Here is a 20,294-nt window from a genome sequence, read left to right on the forward strand (position 1 = left end):
GGAGTCAGAATTCAGGAGTCGGAAGTCAGAATAAGAAAAATTTTTCTTATTCTCCATGTTAAAAACACATTCTACTTTATACGATGATACATTCTGTATTCTGTATTCTGTCTCCTGAATTCTTAATAACTATTATTCCGGTTGCAGATCTACAGTATAGACAACTTTACCGTCTATATTGTGTAACGATACCGTCATTACCTCTGTATCACTGTTGATTTTGACGCTACCAAAGAATTGCAAACCATCACTTGGGGGTCGATTTGCTTTCAAATCAGAGGGTATACTGTTGAACTTGACTTGTGGACCAAAGGTATTATCGAGTTGGTTAGGACCAAAAGTACCAGCGTTGAGGGGACCTCCAACAAACTCCCAGAAAGGTTTGAAGTCGGTAAACTGAGCTTTGTTAGGGTCGTAATAGTGAGCGGCTGCGTAATGTACATCCGCTGTTAACCAAACAACATTCTTAATATTTTCGCGGTTAATAAACCGTAGCAGATCAGCAAGCTCTAATTCTCGTCCCAAAGCTGGACCATCTCCATTAGCAAAGCTTTCGAAGTTAACTGGACCATCTGCAACTATCAGTCCAATAGGCATATCACTAGCGATGACTTTCCATGTAGCTGTTGATTTCTTTAACTGTTTTTTCAACCACTCTACTTGTGTCTCGCCAATAAATGCTGTTTCTGCACTTGCTTGTGTTTGTCGATTTGGTGAATTTGGTCCTCGGTAGCTGCGCTCATCAAGCATGAAAACATCTAGTAATTCATTATACTTAAATGAGCGGTAAATTCTTGAAGGCTCTTCTTTATTCAAGCGAATAGGAGCGTACTCCAAAAAGGCTTGCCTTGCGCGTGTTGCTAACAAGGAAACATCCTTAACTGTATACCGGTTATCATCCATAATGATTTGTCCTGGGTACCAGTTGTTGCGGGTTTCATGGTCGTCCCATTGTAGTAGTAAAGGAACTTGGGCATTAAAGCGACGGATATTGTCATCTAACAAGTTGTACTTGTAATTACCACGAAACTCTGCTAAACTTTCCGCTACTTTTGATTTTTCTGGTGTGGTGATATTTTTCCAGATGCTACCGTCGTCCAGCGTTACTTGGGATAGGATAGGGCCATCAGCATAAATGTTGTCGCCAGAATGGATAAAAAAGTCTGGATCAAGTTTACGCATGGACTCATAAATTTTCATGCCTCCAAAATCGGGATTAATACCCCATCCTTGACCAGCCGTATCACCAGACCAAGCAAAAAATACATCTCGACGACCTGCACGAGGAGTTCGGAAAGTACCTGTAACCGGTTCGCTGTAAACTGTTGTATTATCTAAATCTTGAAAAAGCACTCGATAATAAATCTGCTCATTTAGTGGCAAATCTTTAAGATAAACCCGTGCTGTAAAGTCACTATTTTCTAGCGCATTTGGTCCAAAAACACGCCGCGCACCACGGAAAGATTCATCTGTCGCGTATTCTACGATCATTTTAGATGGTTGATTGCTGCGACTCCAAATAACAGCATTCCTCCCATTAATATCCCCGCTAGCTACCCCATAGGGTATGGAGGGACGTACTTTATCAGATGTGATAATGGCAGGTGCTTGAGCTAAAGATTTTGATACAAGATTGGTGCCAATAATTCCTCCACTTGTGAGGGCTGCGCTTATTAAAAACTTCCGACGGCTAAGGTTTATGGGAGATTTAGAGTTCATAAAATCAAAAAATGTAGTTTAAAATGCTCTATGGAGTTTCACGAAACCAACCCAGGGGTTACTAATAGGGCGCTTTTTTAGACGTAAGCCCAGATTTCAATGGTTAATCCACAGCAATAGAGTTGTAACAAACTTGCATCAGTGCGCTTTGATTTTGTACTCTAAGGCATCTTTATTAAGACTCTTTTAAGGAAAAACTAAAGAAAAATGGCATTTTTGTTAAGGTGAGACTAAAAATCTATACCTATCACCTAAATTTTGCTACCTATCAAAAAGGCGTACGCCGTACGCCCAAGAAACTGTATTTGTTATTTTGTTTTATCTTGCGGTTCACGATGTCAAGCTTTAAGTAAAGACTCTGCACCATCAATCCAAACTTCTGTACCAGTGATGTGCCTGGAAGCATCTGATACCAAAAAGAACACTAACTGTGCAACCTGTTCTGATGTTCCTGGTTTACCATGTGTTAACGGAATCTTCCCTTCAGGAAACTCAACAGGATCATGAACGTGTTCTAGATCTCGTTTTTGCGTACTATCGTCAATATTTGTTTCAATAGCACCTGGACAAATGACGTTGACGCGAATACCGTCTTTAGCAAGTTCCAACGCTACCATTTTGGTAAAGGCAACTTGTGCTGCTTTGGTGCAAGAATAAGCAGTTGCACCGCTGTTACTGAACATACGTGTGCCATTCACAGAAGAAGTGATAACTATAGCACCACCCTGCCTTTTCAGGTAAGGCACAGCATACTTAACAGTTAAGAAAGTTCCTGTCAAGTTAATGTTGATTGTTTTATTCCACTCTTCGGGTGCTAATTCATCTATAGGTGCCCATACACCGTTAATACCAGCGTTAGCAAACACTATATCTAAGCGTCCCCACTTATCTATAATTTCTTGGGTTGCTTGCTCCATTTGCTCTGGTTGAGAAACATCAGCAATTAACGGTATTGCTTCACCATTTTTGCTTTGAATTTCAGAAACAGTTTCTTCTAGCTCATCCTTTGTCCGTCCTAGGGCAGCGACTTTTGCGCCTTTTTGTGCAAACAACTTCGCTGTTGCTTTAGCAATTCCAGAACCTGCTCCTGTTACGAGGGCTACCTTATCTGTAAGCTCCATAATTTTTTTATTATTTCAATTTTTCATAACTCCCTAGCTATCTAACATTACGCTCACCTTTAATTCATACCGCTAGCGGAAGAAAGTTTTAATTACCAAGATAGTACGGGAGACTGAAAGCTCCGTCTCTTCAACACCATACTTGCTGTATTAAAAATAGCTTGACTAATGAGCACAAGTACACTCTATATATGAAGCGGAAATCGAGCAGGTAAGATTGGAGGAGCGACCCTCCAATCTTACCTGCTCTGGCGGAAGCTAATTCAGAGGGAGTATCAAAGACCTAGCTGATTGCCACGCTTATATTGCTCATAAGCTTTGTAAAACAATCCAGCAAGAGTAACAAATATGAGACCTAGAACAATACCATCAAGTAAGGGTTCTACCACGTTAAATCTCCTTGGTACAATTATTTCGATAATTTACTTCTCACCCTTGATTTTACCAAATGTGGCGTGAATCCCGCATCTGGAAATGTTTTTCGGCTAAGAAGGGGTCTCAAAACCCCAATTTGTGCTTGCAGACACAATCAAGAACTTTTAAGCTATGTGTATGAAAAGAAAACTTTCTGTACACTTTGTCTTAAACAGCAAACCTTTTGGATAACCAGATTAGCAAACCCAAAATTCTGATTCAGCATATCGCTATACTGGCGCTGGCAATTGTGCTAGCAGTCGTTTTGGGCATTTTTGCTGTTAACATATATAGAACCTCTGATCCCTACGTTAGAAGCGTTCTATTACTCAAGGGCGACCCAACTCAAGGACACGCTATTTTTCAAATTAACTGTGCTGGTTGTCATGGATTGGAAGCTTTTGGTTCAGTTGGGCCTAGTTTACAAGCCGTCTCTAAGCGAAAATCTCCATATGGCCTAATTCATCAGGTTATTAGTGGAGATACACCACCAATGCCTAAATTCAAGCCAAAAGTTCAAGAAATGGCCGATTTATTAAGTTATTTAGAAACTTTATAAAATCAATCCTTAAATTTTCCCCTTTTGCTCCCCCTGCTCAGAGATCCCTCTCACAGAGTTAGTCCAACGCAGTCTACAATAGTACCCTGAATCAAGATTAGCCAGAATTTTTGATTTTATGACTTCTTCAGCTTTAGTCAAAACCGAGTATGAGGCAATTATCGGGCTAGAAACCCATTGTCAACTCAGTACCAACACAAAGATTTTCTCGAATAGCTCTACGGCCTTTGGTGCTGAACCCAACACTAACATCGATCCAGTTTGCATGGGTCTACCTGGAGTATTACCTGTTCTAAATGAAAAGGTTTTAGAATACGCCGTCAAAGCTGGTCTAGCATTGAATTGTCAAATTGCCAAATATAGTAAATTTGATCGCAAGCAGTACTTTTACCCAGACTTACCAAAAAACTACCAAATTTCTCAATATGATTTACCTATTGCTGAACATGGTTGGTTAGAAATCGAGTTAGTCGATGCTGACGGTAATCCAAGGCGGAAAAAAATTGGCATTACTCGCTTACACATGGAGGAAGACGCTGGAAAGTTAGTCCACGCTGGTAGCGATCGCCTTTCAGGTTCGACCTACTCTCTAGTAGACTACAACAGAGCCGGTGTGCCATTGGTAGAAATTGTCTCAGAACCTGATTTGCGCTCTGGACAAGAAGCTGCTGAATACGCTCAAGAATTACGCCGCATTTTGCGGTATCTTGGTGTGAGTGATGGCAACATGCAAGAAGGTTCTCTACGCTGCGATGTCAATATTTCTATACGTCCTGTTGGACAAGAAAAGTTTGGCACAAAAGTAGAAATCAAAAACATGAACTCATTCAACGCCATTCAACGGGCGATTGAATACGAAATAGAGCGCCAAATTGCAGCAGTAGAAGCTGGAGAGCGTATTGTGCAAGAAACTCGTCTGTGGGAAGAAAGCACACAGCGCACGATTAGTATGCGTAGTAAAGAAGGTTCCAGCGATTACCGCTACTTCCCTGAACCAGATTTAGGTCCCATTGAAGTTAGTGAGGAACAACTAGCAACTTGGCGTAGCGAATTGCCAGAATTGCCTGCGCAGAAACGCGATCGCTATGAAAATGAGTTAGGGCTTTCAACTTACGATGCGCGGGTGTTGACAGAAGAAATCGCAGTGTCTCAATATTTTGAGGCAGCCATAGCAACTGGTGCAAATCCTAAACAAGCTGCTAACTGGATTACTCAGGATATTGCTGCTTACCTCAACAAGCAAAAACTTAGCATCACACAAATTGCCCTTACACCCACCAACCTTGCCAAGACAATAAATCTGATTGAAAAAGGCACTATCAGTAATAAACAGGCAAAAGACAAGTTACCAGACTTACTAAATGGTGGTTCTCCTGACGAAATTTTTAAGGGTGAAGAGAAAATCTCTGATGCCAGCATTCTCGAACCTATCGTTGATCAGGTCATAGCTGCAAATCCCAAAGAACTGGAAAAATATAAAAGCGGTAAAACAAACCTTAAGGGATTCTTTGTTGGACAAGTACTCAAACAAACTGGAGGGCGTGCTGATCCTAAGCTGACCAACGAGCTAGTTGATAAAAAGCTAAACATATAAGCATATCTTGAAGCGTCACTCAATATCAAGATGTGTGCTAGATATTTTTTCAAATATGCTTAGCAAAAAAAACAAATAAAAATGGGTCTTACCCCTCATGTCGAAAATGGTATACTCTGCTATTGAAGATGCACCCTGATGATCTGGAGAGCTACCCAAGTGGCTCTCTTTTTCTCTGCGATTGATTTTTAACAACAGACAAGGAAAAACACGCTCTCGCTATCAAAATCTGTTGTAGTAAGATGCCGTCAGCAAATCGACTGAGTATAATAAGTAATCCTTTAGGACAAAAAGCTCTACAGTCATGGATTTCTCACATACCCTTTTTTATTAACTGTAGTTTGAGAGAAGTAAAATGTATTACATTTTTGATGATTTTTTAAAATTAAGAAGCAGAATTTTCACTTACGTAATACAACTGAGATTTCTTAATAATATTTTACAAAAAAAATATAAATAAGGGGTCGCACCCCTCAACCCGATAGTGTTATACTATGATACGAAGATGCACCCTGATGATCTGGAGAGCTGCCCAAGTGGCTCTCTTTTTTCTTTTTTATGCCTCAATAGTTGTGTGGCTGTGGATTGTTAGGAAGAATCACAACATATTGAGCAAAACTTGATATAATCTCTTGTTACGCAACCTGACGGAGTTGTGGGGGGACAAAACAATGGTAGATTGGCAAACAATTCCAGGTGGAGTAACAGCACCTAGAGGGTATAAAGCGGCAGGTATTACAGCCGGACTAAAGCCTTCAGGATTGCCTGATTTGGCTTTGATACTATCAGATGTAGACGCGATCGCAGCAGGAGTATTCACCACAAGCCAGGTGAAAGCCGCTTGTGTAGATTATTGTCGCCAACGCCTACTCTCGAAGCAAAGCGCTCGTGCTATTTTGTGTAATGCCGGACAAGCAAATGCCGCAACAGGCACTCAAGGCTGGTTTGATGCCCTAGAAAGTGCCATGATGCTAGGACAAGCACTGAACATACCGTCAGAATCTGTCCTGCTGGCTTCTACGGGTGTTATTGGCAAAAGAATTCCAATGGAGCAACTGAAAGCCGGAATTCCACAACTAATAGCAGCATTATCAGAATCAGGTTCAGATGCAGCAGCCGGTGCGATAATCACCACAGACTTAGTCACAAAATCCATAGCACTAGAAACAAATATAGGCGATCGCCCAGTACGAATTGGTGGGATTGCTAAAGGTTCTGGGATGATTCATCCTAATATGGCGACCATGCTAGCATTTGTGACTTGCGATGCCGCCGTATCACCAGCACTATGGCAGCAAATGTTAAGTCGAGCAGCCGATAAGAGCTTCAACTCTATCACTGTTGATGGAGATACCAGCACGAATGACAGCTTGATAGCCTTTGCAAACGGAGAATCTCGCACCCCAGCAATAACCGAAATGGGGGTAGAAGCAACAAAATTAGAGGCAATGTTAACAGCAGTTTGCCAACATTTAGCGAAAGCGATCGCCCGTGATGGTGAAGGTGCAACTTGCCTGATAGAAGTACAAGTCACAGGCGCACCCGACGAACAATCAGCTCGTCAAATTGCTAAAACCATTGCAGGTTCATCTTTAGTAAAGTCTGCGATTTTTGGACGTGATCCCAACTGGGGACGTATAGCTGCTGCGGCTGGACGTGCAGGAGTTCCTTTTGAACAAGAAAGCTTAAAAATCCAGTTAGGGAACTTTTTGCTGATGGAAAATGGTCAACCCCTATCATTTGATCGTGCAGCAGCAAGTGCATATTTGAGACAAGCAGCAGAGGAGCATTTGCCAAAAGATATAACAGCCACAAATATGAGTAATGATCTGTTAGTTGATCGCAGCAGCGTTAAGACACAACGGTTAGACAACCCAGTGATTATAGCTGTTAGTATTGGCAATGGTCATGGTTCAGGTAAAGCTTGGGGTTGTGATTTAAGTTACGACTACGTGAAGATTAACGCAGAGTACACCACTTAGTGAAGGAGTCAGAATACAGAATTCAGAAGTCAGAATTCAGAAGCAATGAAATTTTTATTCATCCGGCAGTACTACAGAATTAATGTTTTCATTCTGACTCCTGACTCCTGACTCCTGACTCCTGACTCCTGACTCCTGACTCCTGACTCCTGACTCCTGAATTCCTAATTCTCACAACTTTTCTGACACTTCCCAACTTGCGCCCAAACTTCTATACGAGATGAAACGTTCATTAAACGACGTACTCTCAGGATAACCAGCTTCTGTTGAGGTTTCAGCAGACCTACTTTCCTTGGTAAATCAGAGTCGTATTCTTCTGGTATACTTTTCCTTATATTGACAGGATTTTTTACACTCACAACTGCCCCTATTGATGGAACCACAGGGGAATCAATACTAGGGGCTAAGTGAGGATCTGAAGATTGAAGCAGTTGCTCTACAACAGAAAAGCTAGTTACGTTATTGTTAACAATACCTAGTCTTATCCAACCAATAGCGGTTACATTTGGTGCTGGATTAAGAATTGTATTAGGTTTCTCTGAAAAAGATGCCAGTATATCAGGTACTAGAGGACTTAACAATATAGCGCCAGCTATGAGGAAAACAGGCTTTGCAACCAGCAATAAACCAGCATTAATCAGCCTTTCATTCCTTGATATTTTTGTAACAAAAGGCTTTAAGTATAAAATAGCAGTCGCTAAAACAGGTTTCACGCCTGTTTTTATTTGGTTAAGAGATTTTTGAATAGGGTAAGAGGCGGTTAATTCTGTAACTTTCTCACGAACATCTTGAGTAACACTCAAAAATTCTTCTTTACCTTTTCGCCACCTGCTTAGTAATTTGTTATCTGTAGGTAAAGCTTGGAAATTTTTAATCGCTGAGTTATTACAACTAGCAGTATCGATAATGATAAATATTATACGATATCTTTTAACTTCATAACGTTCTAAAGCCTCTTTTATCTCAAAAGTTAGATGTTCTGAATTAGTAGAATTTCTACTGACGAGTAGCAAAATTATACTATCTATCTTTGAGTGTGTATCTATTGACCTACGTAAGCTTTCTGCAATTTCACAAAGCTCTTTATCTAGGAGCAGTTTTGTCCTATTTTTAGGATTCGCTCCCAGAAATAAGATTTTGGTGATGTGAGTATCACTGCTCATGAAAAAGTTAACTACATCAACTAATTGTAGTATAGCTTTTATGAGAATGACCTAGTTGAACAATATATTCAAGAGTATCATCAAGAAGTGGATGCTGCTGAGAATGTAGCAGATTCTTTGTGAAGGGGTTGGGATCTCAGCGTTGAGTAACTGAAGCCCACCCTCTTTATCGTTAGCTATACCGAGTACTATCTACACCTCAAGCAAGCGGTAGATGCAAATACACACTATTAAAGTGGCTTCAAACTTGTTGAACTTCCTCTTAACTTAATTGAAGAGTGCATTCTAAAATGAATCGTTGATTAATCAGGGAATAGGGTTGAATTTGTAGAACGCGGTGAAAAGCTTTGATAGCCTCAACGTGATTTCCCATAGCAGCATAACATAACCCCATACCATGAAGTGCACCAAAATGCACGGGATTAAGCTGAACAACCATCTGACAATCAGCTAAAGATTTTCGATACTCACCAATGCTGTAATAAAGAAAACCACGGCGATTCCAAGCTTCAGCAAAATCGGGCTGTCTGTTGACAAGTTCTGTCAAAATATCTTCAGCCTCAGTAATATTTCCTGCTTCCAGCAACTTTTGACTGTGTTCAATTTTTTCTAGTCCATAAATTCCTTTTTGCTGAAACCAGATGCGCCAGATTTTCGTAGTTGCTTGCTCCCGAACTGTTTCATCAGGGTTTTTCAAGTCTTCAAGTAAAGAATCGATAAATAAAGAATCCATAAATCTGTGGTTACTTGTTGTATCTTTAGAGCAAAGTCTATCTAAAAACGATCTAATAAAAAAGGAGTCAGGAGACAGGAGTCAGAAGTCAGAATACACAGATCATAAAGGGATATGTTTTAACCCTCCTGAATCAACCCCTGTCTCAGTAACTACTAGTGGACAAGGTTTTAAACTAATAATCATTCTGACTCCTAAATTCTGACTCCTGAATTCTTCTTTATAAAATACCACTTGGGTTTTTAAGCAGAAAAAGCATAAACTATAAATTAAACAATTGATCTATTGTTTGTTGTATTCTCCAATACGATTAAGCCATACTGTAAGGACGAACCTGAAGATTTGGCTACTAGTATGGCACAATGCCCGCAAATTGCTAGTCATAAAAATTAACAAAAATTAACAAAAAAACGACTATGCCAAAGCAAAATAATGATTTTAGGCATATTGTTCTGACTTCCCATCCTAATCGTTTTGGTCCCAAACCAATCTCAATTATCTGGGGAGCAGGTGATCCTATGCAACGAGGTCCAGTGATTGCTACTTTGACAAAGCAAGCGCACCGTAACGTTGTTGGGACTCACTCTGGCAGTTATACTGTGTATCGGGCACTAGCAGTAGCTAGTGGTGCGCTTCAATCAGACCATAAAGCGGATCTCACCAATACGGCACCTGTGGAGCATATTGGACCACATAAGAGCTGGGCTGATCCCGATAAAATTGTTTCCCTCGACCCATTTGGGGCAATTGTTAATGAGGTGTTTAAGCCGTATTATGAACAGGGATATGACATCCGTCCTACAATTGCCATCACTAAAGCTCACATTAATATGCCAGAACTGCAAGAGTCGATAGCAAAAGGACGTTTGCAGATTGATGGTAAGATTATGAAGTCTGGTGGCGATTTGGTTGTTACTAAAGCTGCTATTGAACCAGTTTGGTATTTACCGGGAATTGCTAAGCGATTTAAAATCACAGAAGGGGATTTACGCCGCGCTTTATTTGAACAAACTGGGGGAATGTTCCCAGAGTTGGTTACTAGACCAGATTTGGATGTCTTTTTGCCGCCAATTGGAGGTTTGACGGTATATATCGTCGGAGATGTTCAAAATGTGGCTGATCCCAATAAACCTTTAGCTGTACGTGTACACGATGAGTGTAACGGTTCTGACGTCTTTGGCTCAGATATTTGTACCTGTCGCCCTTATCTGGTACATGGAATTGAGGTGTGTGTACAAGCAGCCCAAGAAGGTGGTGCTGGTGTAATTGTCTATTCCCGTAAGGAAGGACGTGCTTTGGGTGAAGTGACGAAATTCTTGGTTTACAATGCCCGGAAGCGACAAGAAGGGGGCGATCGCGCCGATGCGTACTTTTCTCGCACTGAGTGTGTGGCGGGTGTCCAGGATATGCGCTTCCAAGAATTGATGCCAGATGTATTGCACTGGCTGGGGATCTCTCGCATTGACCGTATGGTGTCGATGAGTAATATGAAATACAACGCTATTACTCAATCGGGAATTGAGATTGTGGAACGTATACCAATCCCAGAAGAGTTAATCCCCCCAGATGCAAGGGTAGAAATTGAAGCGAAAAAATCTGCTGGTTATTATACCACAGGGGAAGTTTTGGAGGCAAGTGATTTGGCACAGGTGAAGGGACGGGCTTTGGAATAGCATTATTTATAGCGATTCTCGATTGGGTGCAATACATTTGTAGGGGCGAACGGCGTACTCTGCGAGAAGCCGGAGGCTACGCCCTTACAGTGGGGGTGTATTAAACACAAATGAGAACTGCTATATAACGCTTCGGTGCGTTACGATGTTCCGTCTAACGCACCATAAGAAAAATTTGAGGGTGTATCAAATGAGGAGAAAGCGAGAATGGATTTGGTGAGTTATTTGCGATCGCCTGCTGCGATCCGAGAACGCTGTGGGCAACTGTTTACAATGGCAGTTGAAGGCAAATCACGTTATTTTACTTGCGATCTCACACAACTAGGAAAAGTAGCAGATTATGTGATCTCAGTCATGCGGCATGAGTATCCAAATCTGCAAATTCCGTTTCACAGTCGCTGGCGACATTTTGACGCTGGAGGCGTACCACGGAATTCCAAATTAGATGAAAAGTTAGCAACACTCACATCAGTAGAGAGAGCGATCGCCAAATTTGATTTGGCAATTATTAGTGTTTTGCTAGACGCAGGTGCAGGAAATACTTGGTGTTATTATGAACAAGAGACAGGACTAAGTTTTAAGCGTTCTGAAGGCTTAGCAGTTGCAAGCTTTCAAATGTTTTGCCAAGGTGCTTTTTCCAGTAACCCACAGTATAAAGAGCGGGTTGATGCACAAAGATTGCAAGCATTAACAGAACAAGAATTAGCACATGGGTTTGCCGCGAATGCAGAAAATCCTTTAGTAGGAATTGCTGGGCGGCTAAAATTATTGCAAAAATTAGGTCAAGTTCTACTTTCTTCACCTGATATGTTTGGGGAAGAAAATCCTCGTCCTGGTAATCTGGTAAAATACCTCTTAACTAAGTCTGATAATAATCAGCTCAGTGCTTCAGCAGTTTTTAGTGCTGTTTTAGAAGGATTGTCGCCGATTTGGTCTGGACGAATAGAACTTGCTGGAGTTAATCTGGGAGATGTCTGGTATCATCCAGATATTACCGACAATCATTTAGTACCATTTCATAAACTGTCGCAATGGCTTACTTATTCTCTACTAGAACCATTAGAGGAACTAGGTATAGAGATCACTGGCTTAGATACTCTCACAGGGTTAGCAGAATATCGTAATGGAGGATTATGTCTCGATCTTGGGTTAATCAGTGTCAAAACACCAGATATTTTGCTCAAACCTCATAAGGTTGACTCTGAAGTTATTGTTGAATGGCGCGCTTTAACGATAATTCTGTTAGATCAGATCGCTGGTGTGGTGCGCGAACAGTTGGGAATGAGTGCAGAGGAACTACCACTGGTGAAAATCCTGCAAGGTGGAACCTGGACATCTGGACGAAAAATCGCCAATGAATTGAGAGAGGGTGGTACTCCCCCAATACAAATAGAAAGTGATGGGACAGTATTTTAACTTATTATTAAAATGGCAGATCAAGTCATACTAATTGACCATCCATTGATTCAGCATAAACTAACGCTGATGCGCAAAGCTGAAACTGGTACAGCAGCATTTCGCACCCTAATTAAAGAAATTAGCTTATTGTTAGCGTACGAAGTGACACGCGATTTACCTATAAAATATGAATCGATTAAAACGCCTATAGCCTCAATGAATGCTCCAGTACTCGCCCAAGATAAAAAGCTGGTGATTGTTTCCATTCAAAGAGCAGGGCAGGGTATATTAGATGGGATGCTGGAGCTTATGCCATCTGCAAGGGTAGGGCATATTGGATTGTACCGGGATCCAAAAACTCTGATACCCATTGAGTATTACTTTAAGGTTCCTCATGATGTAGAGCAGCGAGATGTGCTAGTGGTTGATCCAATGTTGGCAACTGGTAACACGGCGGTAGCCGCAGTTGAGCGGGTGAAATCAACTAATCCGATGTCTATTAAATTTGTTTGCTTACTTGCTGCACCAGAAGGTATTGAGCATTTTACGACAGCACACCCAGATGTACCACTTTACGCTGCTGCTATTGATGATCATCTAGATGAACATGGCTATATTGTCCCAGGATTAGGAGATGTAGGGGATAGGTTATTTGGCACAAAATAGTGCTGATATTAGAAGCTATCAAAGAAATTCAGAATATGTTTTGTGGGTGAATCATTCGCCAACAGTACTGGTGAGCCAGAATTTTGAGGCTGGACAGATATCGCTCAAAAACTACAGGTTAGCACATACATTATTTTCTTGTGAAGCGATTTTGAAGAGTCGGTGATAGCCCTTTGCATCAATATTTATGCTTGCTAATCTTGGTAAAGACAGAAAAATCATCATACTGCTTCAAAAAACTTACATCACAAGTATTAGACAATGTCAAAAGGGTTCAAAATATTCTTGAAAAGTCTAATTTAAGAGGGCTTGAAACCCTTTTTTGAGACAGTTATTTTACAAATACCTCAATATAAACATGGGTTTAACCTTTGAATTAACAGAATTCAGAGGAGTCATTATTCTTTTGGAAATACAACATTTTTTAGCACAATTATTAGATTTGATAGAAAGAATTATGAAGTGGAGAGTACAGCATATAGATATAGCAAAAGGAATAGGTATATTACTGGTTGTATTTGGACATAACCCAGTTGTTGCAATGGCTAAAAATCACGATACTGAGTTATTGAATATAATATATTCTTTCCATATGCCATTGTTCTTTTTTCTATCAGGCTTGTTTCTTAAGACTGATGGTAAATTAAAAGAATTAATGTTGAATAAGCTTGACTCACTTATCAAGCCATATTTTACTACTCTCATAATAATGACGATAAATTTTTGTCTTTTTAAGCATTATTCAGTCACGAATTATTTAGTGGGAGTCATTTATAGTAGTAGCTTATCAATTCCAATACCTTGGGAACCATTGTGGTTTCTTACTCATCTTTGGGCTGTTTCTATTTTTTCATATGTGTTTATAAAAGCAACAAAAATAAACAAAAGAAAGATACTTTTTCAATCGATTTTAATGTTACTGTTACTTACGATAGGTGTTTTGAGCATTCGTACTTTTTGGCAGAAAACTATTAACATTAATGGATTTACAGTTCAATTGCCTGGACTTCCTTGGAGTATTGATATCTTATTTATTAGCACATTTTTCTTTTTACTGGGATTTCTGTTCAAAAAAGAGGTTATTGATTTCCAATTTAAAGCTAAATATTTTGTATTATTTTTGTTCTTGTTTTGTTTTTGTCACTATCAATTTAACTATACAATACATTTGTTTTTTAGAAGATATGATCACTTATTAGTCTCAACTTTGGAAGCTTGTTGTGGAATATACATTGTGTTGTCTGTCTCTAGCTTTATATCTAAATATAAAGTAATAACACAAATATTTGCGTATATCGGTTCTGGTAGTCTATTTATTTTAATCTTCAGTTACTTTTTTCAACTTAAAGCATCTATGTTTTTTGCAAATTACTATCATTCAAATTACTTTACGGACTTTTTTGCCTTCATTATTGGTTCTACAATTCCTTTATTGATTTGGGAATTAGTAAAAAAAATCGGCTATTTATCTATACTTTTTTTACCATTTAAATCTAAACTTCGTGAAGTTTAAGACCCATCCAAAATTCTTTCAGTTGTAAATTTGTCGTTAATATAGACATCCGGTTTTATTTGTGAAAAAATCTCAGTAGTGTTGTAGTGTTGTAGGGTGTGTTAGCTCCGAGAGTACGGCACCGAAAGCTTGGAATGGTGCGTTACGGACTTCGTCCTAACACACCCTACGTGCGGTTCAAAAATCAAATAGGAATCCTATAGAAGTGAGAAAGCGATTTGCTACAAATAAGACCGTTGGGACGTGTGGAGCAATTGGTTTAAATAGTCTACTACAAGTTATTTGCTGTATCTATATTTTCAGTAGTTTGCGATCGCTGTTGTTTCCATTTTTCCCACAAACGACACATATCATCTGGCTGTCCCTCGTAATTAAGCATAGAGTCAGAAATCGTCACCCAAGGTTGAGCGCTGCGTGTCCAAAGGTTACCTACAGGACGCAACCAACTGGTATCATCTAAAGTTCCAGCTTTGACGTTAATAGTTTGTTGATTGTAGCTTCGATAATGAAACAATCGCGTTCCACAGTTATCGCAGAACGAGCAAGTTACCTTACGTCCACTATCAGCTCCGCGAATCCAGGTTTTGGGTTCTCCTTCAACAATAACAACAGCATCTCGTGGTACAGTAAGGGACATGCCAAACGCGCTTGATGATTGTTTTTGACACTCCTTGCAATGGCATAGATAAAGAGTTAAAGGTTCAGCATGGATTTCATAACGGATTTGTCCACATTGACAACCCCCCGTACAAGTCACACTCATAACTTTTCTCCCGTCATGCTACAAATCAAAAACCTCTCCAATATTATCAGTAGGGTTAGCTATTGACGAAGCACGTAACGCACCCCGATTAACGATCAAGTGTCTTTGCTAATTAAGATTTTTCTTACCACCAGGAATATCAGAACTCACCAGATAAAAATCTTGAGGATAAATTCAATGAGTTTCCATTGGGAGCATCCCAAATATCGTTATTTTGTAGTGCGGGCATCCTGCCCGCTTCTGTAATAAAGTAGAGAGCAAGATGCTCCCACTACAGTTTTTTTTGCAAAATTGGGATGCTCCCTAAAATTAAAGTTATATGTTTACTATGTGAGTCTTACATTCTTTAAAATGGAAAATCTAGGCAAGATAAATCGTCCCCGTCTGTTAGTAACGTTAGGAGATCCGGCTGGAATTGGCTCGGAAGTGATTTTAAAGGCTTTGGCAGATCCGGAAGTTAGTAAAAATTGCTCTCTAACAGTAGTAGGTAGTCGGGAGCTATTGCTTGAAGCTTATCAAAAACTCAATTTAACTAAAAATTCAGAACCTTTAGCCAATCCAGCAGATTTATCGATTCTTGATGTGGAGGCTGAGAGTAATATTGAGGATAATATTGCCACAGCAATAGGCAATAAGGCAAGTGGTGCAGCAAGTTTTGCTTATATGGAAAAAGCGATCGCCTGCACGCTCACCGGCGAATACGATGGAATTGTGACAGGACCAATATCTAAAGCTGCATGGAAGGCAGCAGGATATAATTATCCAGGGCAAACAGAACTTTTAGCAGAAAAATCAGGTGCGAAACGTGTGGGGATGTTGTTTGTGGCGCGATCGCCTCACACCGATTGGACACTGCGCTCATTGCTAGCAACTACACATATTCCTCTTTGTGAAGTACCAAGAGTTTTAACACCTCAGTTATTGACTGAAAAACTTGAGTTACTCGTGGAGTGTTTGGAGAAAGATTTTGGTTTGAACAAAGCGAGGATTGCGATCGCTGGGTTGAATCCTCATAGCGGTGAACAGGGACAACTCGGACATGAAGAGCAAGATTGGTTAATTCCTTGGATTGAGCAACAGCGCCAAAACCACCCCAACTTACAATTACATGGTCCTATTCCACCAGATACAATGTGGGTCAAGCCTGGTCAAGCATGGTACGGAAATGCCAAAATTGAAAATCCGGCGGATGCTTATCTAGCACTCTACCACGACCAAGGCTTAATTCCTGTTAAATTAATGGCATTTGACCGAGCAGTAAACACTTCTATTGGTCTTCCTTTTATTCGTACCTCACCAGATCACGGAACAGCATTTGATATTGCAGGTAAGGGAATTGCTGATGCTACAAGTATGAAAGCAGCAATCCAGTTAGCAGTTGAGTTGGTTAATCAAAGATCAAATCAACAAAAGTCTAAACTGTAGATAAACCTATTCACCCATCTTTCCTATGGTTACTTTCGCTGCTGTGACTCCGAAACGTTTTACTGTAGAGGATTATCACCGCTTAATTGAATTGGGGTTCCTTACTGAACAAGATCGAGTCGAGTTAATCAAGGGAGAGCTGATGCAAATGGTAGCTAAAGGAACACCTCATACTGTTTGCAATACGCGTTTGTTTAGGGAACTAACTATACTTCTACAAAAACAAGCAATAGTCCGCTCACAGGAGCCTATTATTCTATCTCCAAGTAGTGAACCTGAACCAGATTTAGTGATAGCGCGCTATCGTCCTGATGATTATTTAACAGGACACCCTCAACCAACAGATATTTTGCTACTAGTTGAAATAGCAGATGCTACACTCAAATATGACCAACAGGTAAAGCTACCACTCTACGCTGAGTGTGAAATTTATAATTATTGGATATTTAATCTTGTAGCAGGTTGTTTAGAAGCTTACACTCAACCGTATCAAGATTTACAAGGCAGCTTTGGCTATGCCAATAAACAGATTTTTCTCCCTAATACTGTTGTAAATCTCCCTAACTTCCCGGATTTATCGATTGATTTATCGACGATATTTCCTAATTACATATAATACGTTAATTATTCTTAATTTTTTTAATTACACAAAGGAATATTGTGTAAAATGTCATTAAGAAAGATGAACAAAAATGTTACGAATAATGGCTAGACCTTTTGTGCTAAAATAAGGCGTTTAAAAAATAGCAAGTCTACCATTAGACAGAAATTGAGAATCTTCATTCTCAAGAAAGAGCAATTTCAGTTGTTTTGTTGGGTACATTTTTTCTTAATAACGAGGAAGACTTATGGCTAACAAACTGGTTGACAATATCGTTCCATCTCAGCCGCCAATAGATCCACAGTCTGATGTCCATGTGCTTAAATCCCGTCTCGAATGGGGTGAGCCAGCCTTTACAATTCTGGATGTGCGCGATCGCCAGACATACAATGAAGGTCATATCATGGGCGCAATGCCAGCACCAATAGATCAATTGGCAGACTGGGCAGCAAAATCCTTAGCTAAAAGCCGTGATATATATGTTTACGGTACAGATGATCAGCAAAGTGCTGATGCTGCGCAAGCACTCACAGGCGCTGGCTTTGAACACGTATCTCAACTCAAAGGCGGTTTAGCAGCATGGAAAGCTGTTGGTGGTCCCACAGAGGGAATTGCTGAATCCAAAACTCCCGCTGGTGCTGACGATTATAACGTTGTAGCAAGATTACAAAATCACGCAGAAACTCAGAAAAAAGACGTTTAAGAAGAAGGAGTCAGGAGTCAGGAGTCAGAAGTCAGGATGAGCCAGTGATCGACGCTTAGTTTCCCAGCATAAAGCACCTAGCGTTTAATAGCAGCCTTTATGCTGGCTCCTGGCTCCTGACTCCTGAATTCTTTTGTTCTGAATTCTTTTCTAATGTTCAAACAAATCCTTGAACTGTAACAGATCCAAGGAAACAATAGTTGGTAAACATTGAAAGCATTCTTTAGCAAGCTCTAGCCGTTCTTCTCGTTCCAGCATTTTGACGAGTTTTTGCTGTGCACTGAGTAAGTAACGCACATCGTTAGCAGCATAACTTAATTGAGACTCGGATAAGTTAGCGGCATTTCCCCAATCAGAACTTTGAGAACTTTTATCAAGCTCTACTTTTTCCAACTCTTGCACTAAATCCTTCAGCCCGTGGCGCTGGGTGTACGTACGAGCTAGCTTACTCCCAATTTTGGTGCAAAAAACAGGTTGAACGTGAATATCTAAATGGTAGCGCAAGGCGGCAAGGTCAAACCGCGCAAAGTGAAACACTTTGAGAATATTCGTTGCCTCTAGAAGTTTTTTTAAATTTAACGCTTCGGTTTGCCCTTTGGCAATACGGATTACAGTTACTTTACCTTGAGGGTTGCAAAGTTGCACAAGACATAAGCGATCGCGAGAAGGTAATAAGCCCATTGTCTCTGTATCAACAGCTATAGCCTCAGCTTGCAAATACTCCGAAAGCTGAGACTCGTTAAGATCGCGATCGCAAATCTGAAAATCTTCCATGAATTAGATTAGGTACTGCTAACTACTTCATATTTTGGCATTCTCCCGGAAGACTTCAGCCACCGAAATCGATAAAGAAGAATTCAGAAGTCAGGAGCCAGGAGTCAGAATGATAAATACCGCTCCTGAATTCTGGCTCCTGACTCCTTTTTATATACTGCAAATAATTATATATATTGTGGTATCTAAGAATGAGCGCAAAAATTTTCGATTGTTTTCATACTGTCTGCCGTTATAATGTATTACTTTTAACATATTTTTGATAATTTTTAGACAATTTGAAATAAAGTTTTGCTTCGGCAGCAACTTTACTTAAAAAATAAGTATTTCAAGATAAACTTCATGAAGCCTTTAGGATTAAGATAGTACGATTACATCTATGAACACGAATTTTGAGAAAAAATTTTTATTTTTTATTGGAGAAAATATGGACGATAAATAATTAATCCACTTCCTTGTTTTTAAATTCATTGACCAATAAGGTTATTATTTCTGATATATAAAATTTAAGTGAACTATTTAAGTTTACCAAAAAAAGTTGGATCATAGGTTCGATGGAGCCTATTTTCTAGTCAGCGGATAAACATAAATCTATCCGTTTCATCTAAATTTCACAGAATCAACGATAGCTCGCCATATTTTTGGTTAGCCATTTTTTGGTGCAATCTATCTAAATATGTAGAATTTTCACGACATATTAGAGCTAGATTAATGCAGTTATATACACCGATTGACATCGATCATATCCAACAAGATCTTCCCTTTTTAATTGAAATCAAGGAATGGGTTAAAAATTTTTTAGCAAAACCTTCTCCTGATTTAGGTCGCTCTGGTTCCGTTTGTCCTTTTATACCTCATGCGCTCAATTCAAATAGCATTCATCTTGCAGTTATTCGTGCTCGAAATTTAGAAGCACAGCAGGTTGAAGAGATTGTTCTAAGATATCGAGAGACTTTCCTTGAGCTAGAACCACGAGATAAAGAAGGTGCTATTAATAAAGCAATATTACTCATATTTCCTGATATTCAATTAGATGATACTTCCAGACTAATTGATGGTGTTCAACAAAAACTTAAGGCTTTTTTTGTTGAACAAGGACTTATGTTAGGAGAATTTCACAATCGTACTGAAACGCCAGGTTTGCACAACCCAGAATTTCGTCCTCTACGTAGCCCTATTCCCCTCTTAGCTATCCGATTTATGGTTGAATCTGACTTGCCGTTTCTTCAAAATACAGATGACATAAGTTTACGCATTAGATATCTTGAAGCTTTTCTAAAGCGTTTTGATAACGGTGAAAGAAAGCATATAAATTTAGTTAATGCTCGTCAGGCATTGGCGTTGGCACAAGCTCAACTCAAACAAGAAACCTTACTAACATCAAGTGGCAATACTTGTTCTACCTCAGTATCGGATAGGAGCGAACAAATGCACTCAGTTGTTTCTTGCCCGTTTGCATCCAGATGGATGTTTAATCAATAAGCGATTATCTA

At 39.8% G+C, this 20,294-nt stretch carries 18 protein-coding genes; 11 read left to right on the plus strand and 7 right to left on the minus strand.

What is annotated here, in order from left to right; genetic code table 11:
- Positions 1 to 132: 132 nt before the first annotated feature.
- From G4P69_RS15025 to petG, 3 genes are all read right to left on the minus strand, one after another.
- Positions 133 to 1,719 (minus strand): alkaline phosphatase D family protein, encoded by a 1,587-nt coding sequence (locus G4P69_RS15025; protein ID WP_208338649.1) that lies wholly within the window; start codon positions 1,717 to 1,719, stop codon positions 133 to 135.
- Between the two features lie 338 nt (positions 1,720 to 2,057).
- Positions 2,058 to 2,840 carry an SDR family oxidoreductase gene (locus tag G4P69_RS15030; protein WP_208338652.1) on the minus strand — a complete coding sequence of 261 codons (783 nt, stop codon included), beginning with the start codon at positions 2,838 to 2,840 and terminating at the stop codon, positions 2,058 to 2,060.
- Between the two features lie 275 nt (positions 2,841 to 3,115).
- On the minus strand, positions 3,116 to 3,229 hold the full coding sequence (petG, locus tag G4P69_RS15035) for a cytochrome b6-f complex subunit V (RefSeq protein WP_048871568.1): 114 nt from the start codon (positions 3,227 to 3,229) through the stop codon (positions 3,116 to 3,118).
- 209 nt (positions 3,230 to 3,438) lie between these two features.
- Between petG and G4P69_RS15040 the strand changes: the two genes are divergently transcribed.
- From G4P69_RS15040 to argJ, 3 genes are all read left to right on the plus strand, one after another.
- Positions 3,439 to 3,813: a c-type cytochrome gene (locus tag G4P69_RS15040; RefSeq protein WP_208338654.1), complete on the plus strand. Its 375-nt coding sequence runs from the start codon at positions 3,439 to 3,441 to the stop codon at positions 3,811 to 3,813.
- Positions 3,814 to 3,931: 118 nt separating this feature from the next.
- A complete protein-coding gene (gatB, locus tag G4P69_RS15045) occupies positions 3,932 to 5,407 on the plus strand; it encodes an Asp-tRNA(Asn)/Glu-tRNA(Gln) amidotransferase subunit GatB (RefSeq protein ID WP_208338656.1) in 1,476 nt (491 codons plus the stop codon).
- Between the two features lie 671 nt (positions 5,408 to 6,078).
- Positions 6,079 to 7,389, plus strand: a complete 1,311-nt coding sequence (gene argJ / locus G4P69_RS15050; protein WP_208338658.1) for a bifunctional ornithine acetyltransferase/N-acetylglutamate synthase — start codon at positions 6,079 to 6,081, stop codon at positions 7,387 to 7,389.
- A gap of 164 nt (positions 7,390 to 7,553) precedes the next feature.
- On the opposite strand, the gene G4P69_RS15055 is transcribed toward argJ, so the two are convergent.
- Positions 7,554 to 8,552 carry a hypothetical protein gene (locus G4P69_RS15055; protein ID WP_208338660.1) on the minus strand — a complete coding sequence of 333 codons (999 nt, stop codon included), beginning with the start codon at positions 8,550 to 8,552 and terminating at the stop codon, positions 7,554 to 7,556.
- Positions 8,553 to 8,814: 262 nt separating this feature from the next.
- On the minus strand, positions 8,815 to 9,285 hold the full coding sequence (locus G4P69_RS15060; protein ID WP_208338662.1) for a tetratricopeptide repeat protein: 471 nt from the start codon (positions 9,283 to 9,285) through the stop codon (positions 8,815 to 8,817).
- A 416-nt stretch (positions 9,286 to 9,701) separates the two neighbouring features.
- Here G4P69_RS15060 and G4P69_RS15065 point away from each other — a divergent pair, with 416 nt between their 5' ends.
- From G4P69_RS15065 to G4P69_RS15080, 4 genes are all read left to right on the plus strand, one after another.
- Positions 9,702 to 10,958: a GTP cyclohydrolase II gene (locus G4P69_RS15065; RefSeq protein WP_208338664.1), complete on the plus strand. Its 1,257-nt coding sequence runs from the start codon at positions 9,702 to 9,704 to the stop codon at positions 10,956 to 10,958.
- Positions 10,959 to 11,165: 207 nt separating this feature from the next.
- Complete coding sequence (locus G4P69_RS15070) at positions 11,166 to 12,374, plus strand: URC4/urg3 family protein (RefSeq protein WP_208338666.1); 1,209 nt, start codon at positions 11,166 to 11,168, stop codon at positions 12,372 to 12,374.
- 12 nt (positions 12,375 to 12,386) lie between these two features.
- The gene (gene upp / locus G4P69_RS15075) at positions 12,387 to 13,022 is read left to right on the plus strand and encodes a uracil phosphoribosyltransferase (protein ID WP_208338668.1); all 636 of its coding nucleotides are present in this window, start codon (positions 12,387 to 12,389) and stop codon (positions 13,020 to 13,022) included.
- 358 nt (positions 13,023 to 13,380) lie between these two features.
- The gene (locus G4P69_RS15080) at positions 13,381 to 14,535 is read left to right on the plus strand and encodes an acyltransferase family protein (protein ID WP_208338671.1); all 1,155 of its coding nucleotides are present in this window, start codon (positions 13,381 to 13,383) and stop codon (positions 14,533 to 14,535) included.
- Between the two features lie 271 nt (positions 14,536 to 14,806).
- On the opposite strand, the gene G4P69_RS15085 is transcribed toward G4P69_RS15080, so the two are convergent.
- Entirely contained in the window at positions 14,807 to 15,298 is a 492-nt protein-coding gene (locus G4P69_RS15085; protein ID WP_208338674.1) for a GFA family protein, read from the minus strand.
- Positions 15,299 to 15,649: 351 nt separating this feature from the next.
- On the opposite strand from G4P69_RS15085, the gene pdxA reads away from it, so the two are divergent.
- The 3 genes from pdxA to G4P69_RS15100 all read left to right on the plus strand — a co-directional run bounded on the left by pdxA (position 15,650) and on the right by G4P69_RS15100 (position 18,027).
- Positions 15,650 to 16,723, plus strand: coding sequence for a 4-hydroxythreonine-4-phosphate dehydrogenase PdxA (gene pdxA, locus G4P69_RS15090; RefSeq protein ID WP_208338676.1), 1,074 nt, complete (start codon positions 15,650 to 15,652; stop codon positions 16,721 to 16,723).
- A gap of 25 nt (positions 16,724 to 16,748) precedes the next feature.
- On the plus strand, positions 16,749 to 17,339 hold the full coding sequence (locus G4P69_RS15095) for a Uma2 family endonuclease (RefSeq protein ID WP_208338678.1): 591 nt from the start codon (positions 16,749 to 16,751) through the stop codon (positions 17,337 to 17,339).
- A 232-nt stretch (positions 17,340 to 17,571) separates the two neighbouring features.
- Positions 17,572 to 18,027 (plus strand): rhodanese-like domain-containing protein, encoded by a 456-nt coding sequence (locus tag G4P69_RS15100; RefSeq protein WP_208338680.1) that lies wholly within the window; start codon positions 17,572 to 17,574, stop codon positions 18,025 to 18,027.
- 150 nt (positions 18,028 to 18,177) lie between these two features.
- On the opposite strand, the gene G4P69_RS15105 is transcribed toward G4P69_RS15100, so the two are convergent.
- Complete coding sequence (locus G4P69_RS15105) at positions 18,178 to 18,801, minus strand: ribonuclease H-like domain-containing protein (RefSeq protein ID WP_208338682.1); 624 nt, start codon at positions 18,799 to 18,801, stop codon at positions 18,178 to 18,180.
- 711 nt (positions 18,802 to 19,512) lie between these two features.
- Between G4P69_RS15105 and G4P69_RS15110 the strand changes: the two genes are divergently transcribed.
- Entirely contained in the window at positions 19,513 to 20,283 is a 771-nt protein-coding gene (locus G4P69_RS15110; RefSeq protein WP_243902084.1) for a DUF6875 domain-containing protein, read from the plus strand.
- The last annotated feature ends 11 nt before the right edge of the window (positions 20,284 to 20,294 follow it).

This window comes from Aetokthonos hydrillicola CCALA 1050, from assembly GCF_017591665.1.
Classification (GTDB): domain Bacteria; phylum Cyanobacteriota; class Cyanobacteriia; order Cyanobacteriales; family Nostocaceae; genus Aetokthonos; species Aetokthonos hydrillicola.